Genomic DNA, 14,668 nt, shown 5'->3' with positions numbered 1-14,668 from the left:
TCAGGCGGAGTCGGGGGCGAGGGGGAGGGTCACCCGGAAGGTCGAGCCCTTGCCGAGGTCGGAGTCCACGGCGACGGCGCCACCGTGGGCGTCCACGATGGCGGCCACGATGGCCAGGCCGAGGCCGCTGCCGCCGTCCTCCGGGGCGCGACGACCCCGGGAGGAGTCGACCCGGTAGAACCGTTCGAAGACCCGCTCGCACTGCTCCGCGCTGAGCCCGGGCCCCTCGTCGGTCACCTCGACGACCGCCATGGAACCCTGCGCCGACAGCGTCATGCGGACCGGGGTGCCGTCCGGGGTGTGGGTCAGGGCGTTGTTCATCAGGTTGCCGACGACCTGGCGCAGCCGTACCTCGTCGCCGGAGACGATGAGGGCGGCGCCGTCCACGGTGAGCGTGACCTCACGGGAGGGCGCGAGGATGCGGGCGTCGTGGGTGGCGTCGGCGGCGATGGCGAGCAGGTCGACGGGGCGCATGGCCATGGGCCGCTGCTGGTCGAGTCTGGCCAGCATCAACAGGTCGTCCACGAGCAGGCCCATCCTGACCGCCTCCGACTCGACCCGGCGCATCAGCGGCGCGGGATCGACCTCGGGGGCCTGCCGGTAGAACTCGGCGAACCCCCTGATCGACGTCAGCGGCGTGCGGAGCTCGTGGGAGGCGTCGGCGACGAACCTGCGCATGCGTTCCTCCGAGCGGCGGGCCGACAGCTCCGACTCCGACCTGGCCTCGAAGGCGGACTCGATCTGGGCGAGCATGCTGTTCAGTGACTGGCCGAGCCTGCCGACCTCGGTCGCCGGGTTGGCCGCGGGGACACGACGGCTCAGGTCACCGGCCGCGATGGCCTGGGCGGTGCGCTCGATCTCCTCAAGCGGGCGCATGCTCCGCCTGATGATCACCACGCCGACCCCGGCGAGCATCAGCATGAGGCCGCCCCCGCCGAGCAGTTCGACCAGGGCGAGCTGGCCGACGATCTGCCTGACCTCGGACATGTCCACGGCCACCACGACGCTTCCGCCGTCGTCGAGGGGGAAGCGGTGGACCCGCCACTCGTCGATCTCGAACGGGTAGCTCCTCACGAAGGCCGGCAGGCGGGGGCCCCGTTTGTTCTCCACGTCGGTGCCCTGGAGCAGCAGGTCGATCTCACCGTGCGGGTCGCGGATCTCCACCCGGGTGTCGGACGGCACCGGCCTGCCGACCAGTGTGGAGGGGCCGTTGCGGTGCAGACGGCGTATCACGCTGTCCGCGTTCAGCTGCGCCTGGCTGTCCACCCGGTCGATGAGATAGCCCCGCATGATCGAGACACTGCCGAAGCCGATCAACGCCAGCGCGATGGTGAGCAGGACGAGGACGACGGCGATCAGTTTGACCCTGAGCGGAGCGGCTCCGATCATCGGCCTCATCAGTGTCCCGGGGGCAGGCGGAGCACGTACCCGACGCCGCGCAGGGTGTGGATCAGCCGGGGATCGGCGTTGTCGATCTTCCTGCGGAGCACCGAGACGTAGGACTCGACGATCCCGACGTCCCCCCGGAAGTCGTAGTCCCACACGTGGTCCAGGATCTGCGCCTTCGACAGCACCCGTCCCGCGTTGACCATGAAGTAGCGCAGCAGTTTGAACTCCGTCGGCGACAGCGAGACCGGCTTGCCTCCGCGCCACACCTCGTGGCTCTCCTCGTCGAGCTCGATGTCGGCGAAGGTGAGCCGGGGCGGCCTGGCGAACAGGTCCCCCGCCCCCGTACGGCGCAGCACCGCCCTGATGCGCGCCACGACCTCCTCAAGGCTGAACGGCTTGGTCACGTAGTCGTCCCCGCCCGCCGTCAGCCCACGGATCTTGTCCTCGGTGGCGTCGCGAGCGGTCAGGAAGAGCACGGGCGTGTCGCTGCCGCCGCCGCGCAACCGCCGTACGACGTCGAAGCCGTCCATGTCGGGAAGCATGACGTCGAGCACGATGAGGTCGGGACGATAACGCTGAACCGCGGCGACGGCCTCGGTGCCGCTGCCCGCCGTGTTCACCCCGAATCCGGCGAACCGCAGGCTGGCGGCCAGCAGTTCGAGGATGTTGGGCTCGTCCTCGACGATCAGGAGGCGAGCCTCGGGAGAATCGGTCACGGGTTTATCTTCACTCGCCCACATGAAAAAGGAGTTAATTGGTCAATACTGAGGTTAACCCCACGATGTGCCTGGCGATCGCAAGACTGGAGGTCGCGGCCGGTGAGGGGGCGTTTCTCACCAGCGCCACCCGGCCATGCACGTCGACGGCGAAGTCGTCCAGCATGCTCCCGTCCCCTGCCACGGCCTGGGCCCGTACGCCGCCGGTCGTCCTGACCAGGTCGGAACCGGTCAGTTCGGGGACGTAGCGGCGCGCCGCCGTCAGGAACGAGCCCTTGAGCATCGAGCCGGTCACCTCCCGGACCCCGGTGCGCCAGTGGCGGGCGGCCAGTTTCCTGGTGCCCTTCCAGGTCAGGATCCTGCGCAGGTCGGTGAGATCGATGTCACGCCAGGAGTAACCCTCAAGCGCCAGCGCCATGACCGCGTTGGGGCCGACCAGCACCTCACCGTCGATCCTGCGGGTCAGGTGCACGCCCAGGAAGGGGTAGCGGGGGTCGGGAACCGGATAGATCAGGCCCCTGACCAGGTCCTTCGAGGCCCCGGCCAGCGCGTAGTACTCACCGCGGAAGGGCACGATCCGCACGTTCCCCGTCGCCTTCGCCATCCTGGCGACGTTGTCGGTGCCGAGCCCGGCGCAGACGACCAGGCGGTCGAAGGCGAGCCTGCGCCGTCCCGCGATCACCTCGACGCCCCGGGCGGTCTCCCGCAACGCGCGCACCGGGTGGGACAGCAGCACCGAGCCGCCCGTCTCCTCCACGTCCTTGGCCAGACGGCGGGCGACCGCGGGGAAGTCGGCGATGGCGGTGCGCGGGGAGTGCACCGCGGCCACCCCGACGGCGTGCGGCTCGATCTCGCGCAGCCCGAGCGCGTCCAGCTCGGCGATTCCGGGGACCCCGTTCTCGCGGGCCCGTTCGGCGATGGCGTTCAGCCCGGCGCGTTCCGAGGGGGTCGAGGCGATCACGAGCTTGCCGACCTCGTCGTAGGCGATGGCGTGCTCGGCGCAGTACTCCCTGAGCAGGGCCATCCCGTCCCGGCAGAGTTCGGCCTTGAGCGAGCCCGGCTTGTAGTAGATGCCCGCGTGGACCACTCCGCTGTTGTGGCCGGTCTGGTGCGCCCCGACGCGGTCCTCCTTTTCGAGGACGGTCACCGTGGCCCCGTGCGTCAGCGCCAGCTCCCTGGCGACGGCCAGGCCAACGATCCCCGCACCGACGACCCCGACCTTCACGTCCCTACCTCCCTGATCGCCGCCGGAACGCCCATGTGCGAAAGCTAGCGCCATCCTTCTCCTGACGTGAAGGACTTACCGCGCCTTATTGGGCCTTGCTGGGGATCGTAACCATACGTTCGCGGCGCTCCACTCGGGGCACCGCGACCCGCGCGTCCCTCAGTGGGAGGCCGCGGTGATCGCTGTAGCATTTTCCCCGCTCAGCGCCTGATCCCCCCGGCCAGGTGTCCTTCGGATCGGGGGAGAACAGATGGAGAGACCGCGTTCCCGGGCGTGCCTGAGTGCCGCCCTCCTCTGCGTGACCACATGGACCTGTGCGACCGCCTGGGCCGCCGTCGACGTCCCCCCGGCCTCGGCGTCCCCGGCGCCCGTCCCGACTCCGGCCTCGGTCCCCGCCTCGGATCCGGCCTCAGGGTCGGTCTCGGGCTCGGCGGTCTCGACTCCGGCCCCGGAACCGGGGCCCGCTCCCGCGTGCAAGCTGGTCAACGGCGGGTTCGAGGAGCCCGGCAGTCTGCACGGACAGGGCAACCTGCGCTCCGGTCTGCCCGGGTGGAGCACCTCGGCCGATGACGGTCTCATCGAGATCTGGGGCCCGGACGTGCCCTCCGTACGGCCCGACACGGGCAGGCAGTTCGCCGAGGTCAACGGTACGGCGACCGCCACCCTCTCCCAGGACGTCAGGACCGTGCCCGGCGCGACGCTGACCTGGCACCTCGCGCACCGGGGGCGTTCCGCGGGCGAGGACGTCCTCCAGCTCAGGATCGGCGGGGTCACCCAGGTCCCCATGGGCCAGAACACCTCGGACATAGCCGACGACAACGCGGGGTGGGGTCACTACACGGGCAAGTACTCGGTCCCGCCGGGCCAGACCGTCACCCGGTTCGAGTTCGTCTCCATCTCCACGGCCGACGACCAGCCGGACCAGGGCAATCTTCTCGACTCGGTGGAGATCTCGTGCGAGCCCCCGTGCGTGCGAAACGTGCCGCCGACCTCGCCCTACCTCTTGCTGACCGGCCCGGCGAACAGCGAACTGACCGGCGGCCTCTCCTCCTCCGACCCGGAGGGCGGCGAGATCACCTACCTCCTGGACGGCGCCGCGAGCCCCCAGGTGTCGATCACCTCGGAGGGCCGGGTGACGCTCAGGCCGATGGCCCCAGCGATCTGGGAGGTCCCGGTCAAAGCCTGTGACCGGGACGGTTCGTGCACGAAGGGCCGGATCGTCGCGGTCATCTCCGCCCCGGCCACCCCCGCCGTCTCCGCTCCGGCCGTCTCCACCCCGACCGGCCCGGCCGTCTCCACTCCCTCCTCCACGACCTCGACCACTCCGGCCACCACTGGCACCGCCACGACTCCGGCCTCCACGGCCCCGGCCGCTTCGGCCCCCGAGACCACCGGCGATCCAGCCGAGCGCGCTGAGACCACCGAGACCACCGGAATCACCCAGGCCGCCACCGCTGACACCGTCACGACCCCGGCCACGCTCGCCGTACCCCCCGCCGGAGGGTGATCGACGGTCGGCCGGGTCAACGCATCCGGCCGACCATCGCCCGCAGCCTGCGCACGTCCCGTAGCCGTGCCTCGTAGGTCGCGCCGACCACCACGAGCAGCAGCCCGCCCAGTGCCATCGGCACCCAGCGCGGCACGGTCACCATGGCCCGCGCGATCCACGGCGAGAGTTCGTGCAGGACGACGACGGCCAGGGTGAGGCCGCCGAGCAGAGCGGGAGCCTGCAGCCGTGCCCGCGCCCCGACCAGCAGAACGACCAGGCAGACCGTGCCGAGCAGCAACGGCCTGACCCATCCCGTCCCGTTGAGCGTCGCGACCGCGCTGGGCAGCAGGCTTGAGCCGAGGGCCGGGCCGTACGAGAGCCAGGAGGAACGGGCCCTCCCACGCGCCCGCCACCAGCCGAACCCCAGCAGGACCAGCGAGAACGGCACCGTGTAGGCCTCGACCACCGTGATGTCCGAGGCCAGCAGCCGCAGCCAGGAGGCCGTGAGCAGCAGGGCCGTCCCCACGTATCCCGCCCGGCGCCGGTCGGGACGCAACGCCGTACCGGTCATCATCACCCCGGCGATGGCGCAGGCCAGCGAGGCCGTCACGAGGCCGTCGGCAGCGAGCGCCAGACCGGCCAGGGCCAGGGCGTATCCGGCCGCCTCCGTCCCGGCCGCGAACGTCTCCTTTCTGAAGCGGCCCGCGACGGCCGCCGCGACGCAGGCCACGGCGAGCACGCCGAACGCCGCCGTCCGCGCGGGCCAGTCGAGCGCCAGGCCCACGGCCAGCGCCTGCGCCCCGGCGAGCAGCGTCGCCGTACAGGCGCCCCCGGCCCGCACCCACCGCTCCCGCCCGAGGAACGCGGTCGCCGCCGCGACCAGTGCCACGACCGGCAGTGTGACCAGCGTGGCGGTCTGGGCGACGAGCGACCAGGAGAGCGCCAGCGACGCCGTCCACAGTCCGGTCACCGCGCCGAACCTCCACCCGGTACGGCCACGCGCCGCCGCCCACGCCGCGGGCCCCAGCCCCACGACGAACAGCCCGACCTCCACCGGGTACGGCAGGCCGACCGAGAGCGGCAGCGTCGCCAGGAGCACCGGCAGTGCGACCAGGGCCGCCTTGGACGCCGTCCCGCGCCCCGCAACCTGCCAGGAGACCGTGACCGCCGTGACCGTGAGCAGGGCCGCGACCACCACGAGGATCGGAAGGTGAGCCGGCAGGAACCGCTGCCCCGTCCACGGGAAGAACAACGGGCGGTAGAAGCCGACGATCCCGGCGAGAGGAACGGCGATCGACGACACCGCGCACGCGCCGAGTGTCGCCCCCAGCCCCAGCCCGGCCCCCCACCTGGGGTCACGCCGGACCACCGGACTCCCGCCCTTGGGCTCCTCCTTGGCGCCGTCCTCCTCGGAGTCGGAAGGCGCCTCCTCGACGGCTTCCGAAGTGGCGGCCTCCGGGATGACAGCCTCCGGAGTGACGGCGGCGCCGTACACCAGGCAGGCGGCCACCGCGAGCACGGAGCCGGTCGCCAGGGCGAGCGCGAGGCCCTCGGCCGCCGGCTGCAGGCCCGTCCCCACCGCGACCGCCCAGATCAGGCCGGTCGCCGAGAGCACCGCCATGACCAGCGCGACAGCCCGCACCCCCGGCTCCCGGCCCGCGACCGTCGCCACGGCCCACGCCACCAGCGCCACGGCCAGCGCGGCGTACGTCTCGGTCCGCCCGGCGAGCGCGGTGACGACACCGATCAGCGTCACCGGTACGGCTGTCGCCGCGAGGGCCCGCGCCCACCACACCCCGCCCGTCAGGGTCATGCGGGCCACGAGCGCCACGGCCAGGACCGACGGGACGACGAGGGCGGCCGAACGGCCGAGCGCGAAGGCACCGGGAACGGCGAGCACCGCGACCGCACCCGTCACCACGGCGGACAGGCCCAGCGACCGCCGGGTGCTCTCCCCGCGAGGACCGGTGACCGGCCACCGCACGGCCGCGACCGCCAGGGCCGTGGCCAGCAGGGCGGGAACGACCGCGGCAGAGGCGAGCGGTCCGGCCCACCCGTCGTCGAGGACGGCGGGCCACGCCCACACCCGCTCCAGCAGCCCGAACGGCATGAGCACCTCGGCGGCGACCCAGGGCACGACGGGCAGCGCCGTGAGCCCTGCCACGGCCCCCGCCGAGACGGCTCCGGCCCGGCGGATCCGCGCGTTCAGGCCCGGCAGGTACAGCGCGACCGCGACGGCCACGAGCGCCCCCAGGGTGTACGGCACACCCCGCCACCCGGAGGGCAGCGACGGCCAGACCGGGGCGGCCAGGCCCATGGTCAGCGCGAGCGCCGACCCGGCGGTGAGGAACCCGAGCGCGACCCGCCCGGCCCGTCCGGCGACGACGAGCCCGAGGGCGGCCAGGCCGACGAGCAACACGCCCCTGACCAGGGCGACGGCCGGTCCCCCACCGGTGAACTCCAGCACCGAGTCCAGGAGTCCGTAGAGCACGCCCAGCGTCCACGTCACTCCGAAGCAGACCCTGGCCGTCGCCCACCCGTTCTTCGTCTTCCCCTCCGATGTCCTGAGCAGCAGCAGGAGGGCGGCGTCGAGTGCGGCGTCCGCCGCCAGGGAGGCGGTGAACCACGGCGCCGTCGTGTCGAACGCGAGCAACGGCAGCGGGATCTGGGCGAACACGACGGCCACGGGGAGCGGCAGCCGCAACGGCAGCAGCCGGGAGTATCCCGCCATGGACAACGCGACCAGTCCGACCAGCGCGGCGGCGTAGTGGCGCGCTTGCGGGCCGTCCGCGCCGAACAACCCTGCCTGCCGGGCCGCGTAGCCGTCCAGCAGGAGCAGCGCGACGCCGAACATCGCGATCGTCTCCGCGGTCGCGTCCAGTTTCCTGCTCGTGAGGAACCTCGGCGCGGCGAGGGTGAGGGCGGTGACCCCGGCCAGGATGGCGGCTCGTCCGCCGATGCCGATGTGCCCCCAGCTGACCACGGTGAACACCACGGCCGCGACGATCAGCAGCAGCCCGCCGAGGGTGAGCAGCAGGTTCTGCACCGCCTTGGGGGAGAAGTCCCTGCGGGGAGCGGCCTCCCCCGCGAGCCCCACGGGAGCCGCGGGCCCCACAGGAGCGGCGGGACCCGCCGGGGCCCCGGGTCCCACCGGAGCCGCGGGGCGGGCGCTCTCCGCGCGCAGCAGGGTGAGCAGGTGGTTCCTGCGGGCCAGCAGGGTCGTCTGCCTGGCCCGCAGCCCGGCCAGCTCCACATCGAGCCGCCACAGTTCGGCCGCCGCGGGCCCTTTCAGCGTCAGCGCGCAGCGGGGGCAGCGCTCGAAGGCTCCCGTGACGGGCAGGCCGCACCCGGGGCAGCCGGGCCTTGTCTGGTCGTGCATGACACGAAGGATGCCCAGCCCAGGTTGCGAACCGCTTGCGGAGCCGTACTCAATCTCGTTTAGGTACTTATCGGACGCGGCGCGCGATGAAGGTGATCAGACCGGTCGCACCGGCCGCCGCCGCCAGCCAGAGCGCCACGGCCGTGCCCGGCACCCCCGCCTCACGGTCGTCGGCCTCCCGCGCGTCGGCGACGAGCGTGGGCTTCACAGCCTGGGCGGCCTGACCGGTCGGGGTCGGCGCCGGGGAGGGTGCCGTCTCCCGCAGGACACGTTCGGGCAGCGGCACCCGGTAGACAGGGCTGTTCCTGCCCTCGCTGCCGGTCAGCACCGCCTTGCCGTCCGGCGTGTAGGTGATCGACTCGGCCTGTTCGAGCTGCGGCATCGACAACCGGGCGATCTGGTCCCCCGACGGGCGGTACACGGTCGCCGAGAAGTAGGTGCGGATCACGTAGCTCGACCCGTCGGGCGCGTAGGCGGCGTCGGTGGCCATGATGGGGGCGGAGCCGACCTTGCGCAGCACGTTGGTCCTGTCGGTGCGCAGCCGTTTCGGCGCCGCGTAGACCGCCCCGACGAACGCCTTGCTCACCACGTACAGGCGGCCGGTGGTCGGATTGACCATGATCCCTTCCGCGTTGTGGCCGCCGTCCTCGTACTTGAACCGGTAGCGCGTCGCGGGGATCACCGCGTCGCGCATCGTGGCCGGCTCGGGGACCCGGTACACCGAGACGTCGGGCCACGCCCCGTCGAAGTTGTCGCCGATGTCGGCGAACCAGAGCACCCCCCGCCCGGTCTTCGGGTCCTTGGAGGCCGCCATCGCCTCCCAGTCACGGGCCGACCCGCCCTGGAGGGTGAACTTCGCCCTGGTGCGCCCGTCCGGGCCGACCGCGAAGAAGATCGGCCCGTCGGAGCTGTCGTTGTGGGTGTAGTAGATGTCCGGGTGCGTCGGCGAGACGGCCAGCCCGCTCGACTCGGTGATCCGGCTGTCCTTGAAGGTGAACAGCCGGTGCCCCTCCTCGTCCGTGTCCGCCGCCGCGAGTCCCGGCGCCAGCGTCGCCCCGGCCAGGACGGCGGCGGTCAGCACGCGAATCACGACATACCCCGGTCTACTCCCCATCCCGCCATCATGCCCTGTGGGGCACCGGATCGGGGGGAGACACGGATCAAGGTCTCGCCTGGAGCGCACTCCAGGTGCCTAGGGTGGACATATGGAATACACGCAGCTTGGCCGTACCGGCCTGAAGGTCAGCCGCCTCTGCCTGGGCACCATGAACTTCGGTCCCCTGACCTCGGAGGAAGACTCCTTCGCGATCATGGATCACGCCCACGAGCTGGGTGTCAACTTCTTCGACACAGCCAACGTCTACGGCTGGAAGCAGGGCGAGGGCATCACCGAGAACATCATCGGCCGGTGGTTCGCCCAGGGAGGTGGCCGTCGTGAGAAGACGGTCATCGCCACCAAGCTCTACGGCGCGATGGGCGACTGGCCCAACGAGAACCTGCTCTCCGCGCTGAACATCCGCCGCGCGGCCGAGGCGTCGCTGAAGCGGCTCCAGACCGACTACATCGACGTCTACCAGGCCCACCACATCGACAGGAACACCCCCTTCGAGGAGTTCTGGGAGGCGATGGACGTCCTGAAGCAGCAGGGCAAGATCCTGTATGTCGGGTCGTCCAACTTCGCGGGCTGGCACATCGCCAAGGCTCAGGAGGCCGCCGCCCGCCGTAACACGCTCGGCCTCGTCTCCGAGCAGTCGCACTACAACCTGATCGTCCGCGCCCCCGAGCTTGAGGTCATCCCCGCGTGTGAGGACTACGGCCTGGGCCTGATCCCGTGGAGCCCGCTGGCGGGCGGCCTGCTCGGCGGCATCCTCAAGAAGATCGACAAGGGCCGTTCCGCGTCGGAGCGCATGGTCGAGGAGCTGAACAAGCACCGCGCCAAGATCGAGCGCTACGAGGCGTTCTGCGAGGAACTCGGCGAGGACCCGGCCAACGTCGGCCTGGCCTGGCTGCTCCACCAGAAGGTCGTCACCGCCCCGATCATCGGCCCGCGCACCCACGAGCAGCTCGACGGCACCACGAGGGCCCTGGAGATCAACCTCGACGACAAGGCCCTGGCCACCCTCAACGAGATCTTCCCCGGCCACAAGACGGCCCCGGAGGACTACGCCTGGTAGAAACCCCTGACCCCGGGCGAGGGGTTTCTCACCCCTCCCCGGCGGCCGGCCTGCCGCCTGCGAGCCGATCACGGCATCAGGTGACGAGGGCGCCGATCACCACGAGGAGTACGAGCAGGGTGAGCACCACGGGCAGGAGCCAGCGACGGGGACGGTCCACGCTCTGGAGCTTAGCTCCGCCCACCGGGTGCCGACGCCGCCAGGGCGTACCTCACGCGTCTCGTAGCGGACCACGGGCCCGGGATTCCGGTGGAGAAGGCGGCGAAGCGCGGCGGGAGGTCGACGCCCGGAGTGCCGGAAGGATCACCGGTCCGGGATCCCTTGACGTGCGCGACTGGTCAGGTATGTTCCAGACAGGAAAGTTTCCTAAATAAAAGCCCTGGCCAGGCTCTCTTTTTCGGAACCCCGGAGGCTCTCACCTTGCGCACCGCGATGATCTCCACCCCGAAGCGGATCGCCCTCACTCTCGCGGCCGCCGTCGCCGCGGCCACCCTGGTCGGCGTCACGCCGGCGCACGCGCAGATGCTCTGCCACGTGCAGCAGGACACGTGGGTCTACTCAGCCCCCGGACGAACGGCCCTCTACCTGGTCCCCGCGGGCGGAGGCTTCTACCTGGACTACTGGTGGAACGCCGGCGGCTGGGCCGCCGGTCACGGCGTCGGCCAGGCGGACGGCTTCATTCAGGGCCTGAGCTGTTAGTCATGGCGGGCGGAGCACCCCTTTCCCAGGGGTGCTGAGCCGGGCACGCGGGGACCTCAGAAGACCGGGGTCCCGAGAAGCACGAGCACCGCGAGCACCACGGGCAGGAGCCGGCGACGGGAACGAGCCAGGCTCCGGCGCTCAGCTCCGCTCACCGGGTGCCGGGGATGCCAGGGCGTACTCCGCGAGCGTCTCGTAGCGGACCGAGGATCCCAGGTGGCTTCTCACCAGGTGCACGGTGCCCACCTCCCACGGGGTTCCGGCGAAGGGTCCGAGTGCCTCGACCAGGTCGCTCACGTCGGTCTCCGCACGTGTCCTGGCCAGGGTCAGGTGCGCTCTGAAGCGCTTGCGGTCGTCGACCCGTACGGCTCCCGCCCGCCGCGCCCCCGCCGCCACGGAGTCGGCCAGGCGGGTGAGCGGGAGGTGGGCGCCGGACAGTCCGGACCAGAGGATCCTGGCCCGGCGGACGGAGGGAAAGGCGCCCGCGCCGGTCAGCGCCAGCGTCATCGACGTGTGGCGCGAGGCGGCGCGGGCGAGCCTCGTCTCCAGCTCCGGCAGCGCCTCCGGCGGCACCTCGCCCAGGAACGCCAGGGTCAGGTGCCAGTTGGCGGGGTCGACCCAGCGCAGCTCGGGCCACGCCCCCCTGAGGGGACGCAGCGCGCGGGCCAGTTCGTCACACGCCCGCCGGGGCGGCAGCACCCCCACGAACAACCGCACGGGACCTCCTGCCGATCGCCTTGGTCAGCATTATCGCCGCGCCGACACCGAGCATCGTGAGGACCCCGCCGACCGCGACGCCCGTGCGGGGGCCGCCCAGTTCGGCGATCCAGCCGAGCACGGGGGCGCCGATCGGGGCGCCTCCGGTGAACACCAGTACGTAGATGCCCATCACCCGGCCGCGCATCTCGGGAGAGGCCGCGAGCTGCACGCTGGTGTTCGCGGTCGTGTTGACCGAGATCAGCGCGACGCCCGCGGGGACGAGCAGGAGCAGGTAGAGCGGGTACCACGGGGCCAGTCCGGTGACGACCTGGAACAGGCCGAACGACAGCGCGCCGCCGATCAGCAGTTTCCTGCTCGGCCGTACGCGCCGGGCCGCCATGAGGGCGCCGACGAGCGCGCCGACGGCGAACATGCTGGAGGCCAGCCCGAAGGACGAGGCACCGGCGCCGAAGACCTCGCGGGCCATCAGCGCTATCGACATCGAGAACGACTGTGCGCACAGCGAGACGAACCCGACGAGCAAGACGGGCAACAGCAGGTCAGGGCGTTCCATGACGTAGCGCAGCCCCTCACGGAGCTGTCCCTTGGCCCTGGCCACCGGTTCCGGCGTGGTCAGCTCCGAGGTCCGCATCAGCGCCAGCCCGCCGAGCACGGCGAGGAAGGACAGGGCGTTGAGCACGAAGATCGGGCCGGTGCCGCCGAGCGCGTAGATCAGCACACCCGCGAGGGCGGGGCCGACCACGCGGGCCAGGTTGAAGCTGGAGGCGTTCAGCGCGATGGCGTTCGGCAGGTCCTTGCGGCCGACCATCTCGACCACGAACGACTGCCTGGTCGGCACCTCGACGCACAGCACGAGACCGAGCGCGAAGGCCATCACGTAGACGTGCCAGACCTGCGCGTTCCCCGTCAGGGTCAGCACGCCCAGCGTGAGCGCGAGCAGACCCATGATCGACTGGGCGGCGATCAGCACCGGCCGCTTCGGGTAGCGGTCGGCGATCATCCCGCCCCACAGCCCGAACAGCAGCTGCGGCAGGAACTGCAGCGCGGTGGTCACGCCGAGCGCGGTGGCGCTGCCCTTCGTCAGGTCGAGCACCAGCCAGTCCTGCGCGGTGCGCTGCATCCAGCCGCCGACGTTGGAGACCACGCCGCCCATGGCGAAGAGCCGGTAGTTGTAGACGCGCAGCGAGCGGAACATCCCGCCCCGCGTCTCGGGGACCTCCTGCGCGGACCCGGTCTCGACGGCCTGCACCTCGCTGGCCGCCGCCGCCCGCGCGATCCGCCCGCGGCGGGCCCGCGTGCTGAGCTTCCGCACGGGCACGGCGAGCACCCCGACGAGGCGCCTGCGAGAAGAGGGCCTGGAGACCGTCCCGGCGGCCTCTTCCTGAGTGGTCTCAGCGGCGACCTCGGGGGCTGCCTCGGCGTCCTGCCGGACGGCCGAGGCCCTGGGTTCCTCGGGGTCGCCTAGTTCCGGCTGAGCTTCTCCAGAATCGGAGCCGCCTGCCTGAGCACGGCCCTCTCCTCCGGTGACAGCTCCTTCAGCCGCTGCGTCAGCCACGCCTCCTTGCGGCGGCGTTCCTCCCTCAGCAGGGCCGAGCCCCGCTCGGTCACGCTCACGCTCACCTGCCGCCGGTCGGACGGGTGCGGTGTGCGTGACACCAGCCCCCGCTCTTCCAGCGCGGCGATCACGCGCGTCATCGAGGGCGGTTGCACCTTCTCGTGCTCGGCCAACTCGCCGGGGGTTATCCCGGAATGCCGTTCCACCGCGACGAGCGTCGCGACCTGGGTGGGGGTCAACGAGTGTCCCCCTGCCTGCCTGCGAAGGCGTCTGTTCAAGCGTGCCAGCGACACGCGCAGTGCCGAAGCCAGACCGGCGTCGCTGCGCAGGCTCGCGACGGGGTCCTTCCTGGGAGGGTTCGTTAGCATAAGTCATTACCTTTGCTAACTATATACCCGCTCATGTGATTCCCTCCGCGCGAACTTTTCTCGATGTGAGCCGTACAGAGCCTGCCAGAGCCCCTCGGTCGCGACACCGACCGACCGGTCACGGATGATCACCCCGACTCCGCAACGCGACCCCGATAACACGCTCTGTAGCAAGGAAAAGTATGACTTGCATCACATAGGCCAATGAAAGCCTCAAACATACCAACTTAACCAGACGGAATACCAGATTATGACAAACCTGCCAATCCCATCAGAAAAGTCGCCCCACAGGCGATCTATCCAATTGATCACTCGCCGAGTTAGATGGCGAAGGATATTTATTTCCTCCTTATATCCATAACCAGGGCAAGCTGGTCTCCCCCGCATGCCCTTAACCGGGCGGGAGTGGTCAGGCATGGCGATGCGGGCTGCACGGATTCGCAAGGCCGGCGTAATACGTAGCAGCAGATTCGGCATGGGAGCATCCGGGCCAGGTCGCTGGATGGTTCGCATGGCACTGGTCTTCCTGATCGCGGCGATCCCAGGACTCATCCAGTTGCAGGGACGGCCCGTGGCAGCGGACCCCGTTCCGCACCATCTGAACGTTCCCGCCCCACCAGGCTCAGGCGCAGCTGACAAACTTCCCGTTCAGTCCTCGGGAACCGCCAAAGGACTCCCCCATCTTGTCGGCCCGGAGGCGACGCGCCCGCTCAAGGCCGCCCGTGGCCCCGCCACGAGCAAATGGAAGCGCCCCAAGGGTGCGCTACCGGTGCAGAAGCCTTATCAAATGACGGACGAACCGGCCACCGGTGGGCTGAAATCCCCACCGCCCTTGCCGTGGGCGTCAAAAGCACCCGAGCAGAAAAGCAGGAAAACCGAAGGTAAGAAACGGTCGGAAACTCATGCCCAGAGTGCCGGCTTCAAGAAGCAAGCGCCCTCGAAAGGACACGCTCC

At 70.9% G+C, this 14,668-nt stretch carries 11 protein-coding genes; 3 read left to right on the top strand and 8 right to left on the bottom strand.

All coding sequences use genetic code 11. The features are described from left to right. Genes ACIBVQ_RS13240 through lhgO form a run of 3 tightly spaced genes read right to left on the bottom strand, consistent with a single transcriptional unit; the run spans position 1 to position 3,330 of the window. Positions 1-1,389 (bottom strand): ATP-binding protein, encoded by a 1,389-nt coding sequence (locus tag ACIBVQ_RS13240; RefSeq protein WP_362917589.1) that lies wholly within the window; start codon positions 1,387-1,389, stop codon positions 1-3. An 8-nt stretch (positions 1,390-1,397) separates the two neighbouring features. Beyond that, complete coding sequence (locus ACIBVQ_RS13235) at positions 1,398-2,105, bottom strand: response regulator transcription factor (RefSeq protein WP_352014289.1); 708 nt, start codon at positions 2,103-2,105, stop codon at positions 1,398-1,400. A gap of 34 nt (positions 2,106-2,139) precedes the next feature. Further along, positions 2,140-3,330: an L-2-hydroxyglutarate oxidase gene (gene lhgO / locus ACIBVQ_RS13230; protein WP_362779249.1), complete on the bottom strand. Its 1,191-nt coding sequence runs from the start codon at positions 3,328-3,330 to the stop codon at positions 2,140-2,142. A 298-nt stretch (positions 3,331-3,628) separates the two neighbouring features. On the opposite strand from lhgO, the gene ACIBVQ_RS13225 reads away from it, so the two are divergent. Then, positions 3,629-4,837: a hypothetical protein gene (locus ACIBVQ_RS13225; protein WP_399177521.1), complete on the top strand. Its 1,209-nt coding sequence runs from the start codon at positions 3,629-3,631 to the stop codon at positions 4,835-4,837. A 16-nt stretch (positions 4,838-4,853) separates the two neighbouring features. Here the strand turns inward: ACIBVQ_RS13225 and ACIBVQ_RS13220 are convergent, their stop codons facing one another. Then, positions 4,854-8,198 carry an SCO7613 C-terminal domain-containing membrane protein gene (locus tag ACIBVQ_RS13220; RefSeq protein ID WP_399177519.1) on the bottom strand — a complete coding sequence of 1,115 codons (3,345 nt, stop codon included), beginning with the start codon at positions 8,196-8,198 and terminating at the stop codon, positions 4,854-4,856. Positions 8,199-8,265: 67 nt separating this feature from the next. Beyond that, positions 8,266-9,288, bottom strand: a complete 1,023-nt coding sequence (locus tag ACIBVQ_RS13215; RefSeq protein ID WP_399177517.1) for a hypothetical protein — start codon at positions 9,286-9,288, stop codon at positions 8,266-8,268. 115 nt (positions 9,289-9,403) lie between these two features. Here ACIBVQ_RS13215 and ACIBVQ_RS13210 point away from each other — a divergent pair, with 115 nt between their 5' ends. Further along, a complete protein-coding gene (locus ACIBVQ_RS13210; protein WP_362779241.1) occupies positions 9,404-10,372 on the top strand; it encodes an aldo/keto reductase in 969 nt (322 codons plus the stop codon). Between the two features lie 420 nt (positions 10,373-10,792). Beyond that, positions 10,793-11,071, top strand: a complete 279-nt coding sequence (locus ACIBVQ_RS13205) for a hypothetical protein (RefSeq protein ID WP_352014298.1) — start codon at positions 10,793-10,795, stop codon at positions 11,069-11,071. A gap of 141 nt (positions 11,072-11,212) precedes the next feature. On the opposite strand, the gene thpR is transcribed toward ACIBVQ_RS13205, so the two are convergent. The 3 genes from thpR to ACIBVQ_RS13190 all read right to left on the bottom strand — a co-directional run bounded on the left by thpR (position 11,213) and on the right by ACIBVQ_RS13190 (position 13,714). Beyond that, positions 11,213-11,788 carry an RNA 2',3'-cyclic phosphodiesterase gene (gene thpR / locus ACIBVQ_RS13200; protein WP_399177515.1) on the bottom strand — a complete coding sequence of 192 codons (576 nt, stop codon included), beginning with the start codon at positions 11,786-11,788 and terminating at the stop codon, positions 11,213-11,215. Further along, entirely contained in the window at positions 11,745-13,109 is a 1,365-nt protein-coding gene (locus tag ACIBVQ_RS13195; RefSeq protein WP_399177513.1) for an MFS transporter, read from the bottom strand. Before ACIBVQ_RS13195 ends, thpR begins: the two co-directional genes overlap by 44 nt. A 143-nt stretch (positions 13,110-13,252) precedes the next feature. After that, the gene (locus ACIBVQ_RS13190) at positions 13,253-13,714 is read right to left on the bottom strand and encodes a MarR family transcriptional regulator (RefSeq protein ID WP_352014301.1); all 462 of its coding nucleotides are present in this window, start codon (positions 13,712-13,714) and stop codon (positions 13,253-13,255) included. Positions 13,715-14,668 lie beyond the last annotated feature (954 nt).

It is taken from the genome of Streptosporangium sp. NPDC049376, from assembly GCF_044466505.1.
Classification (GTDB): Bacteria; Actinomycetota; Actinomycetes; order Streptosporangiales; family Streptosporangiaceae; genus Streptosporangium.
Note: the sequence above shows the minus strand (reverse complement) of the source record. Positions and strands in the feature narration are given on the sequence as shown.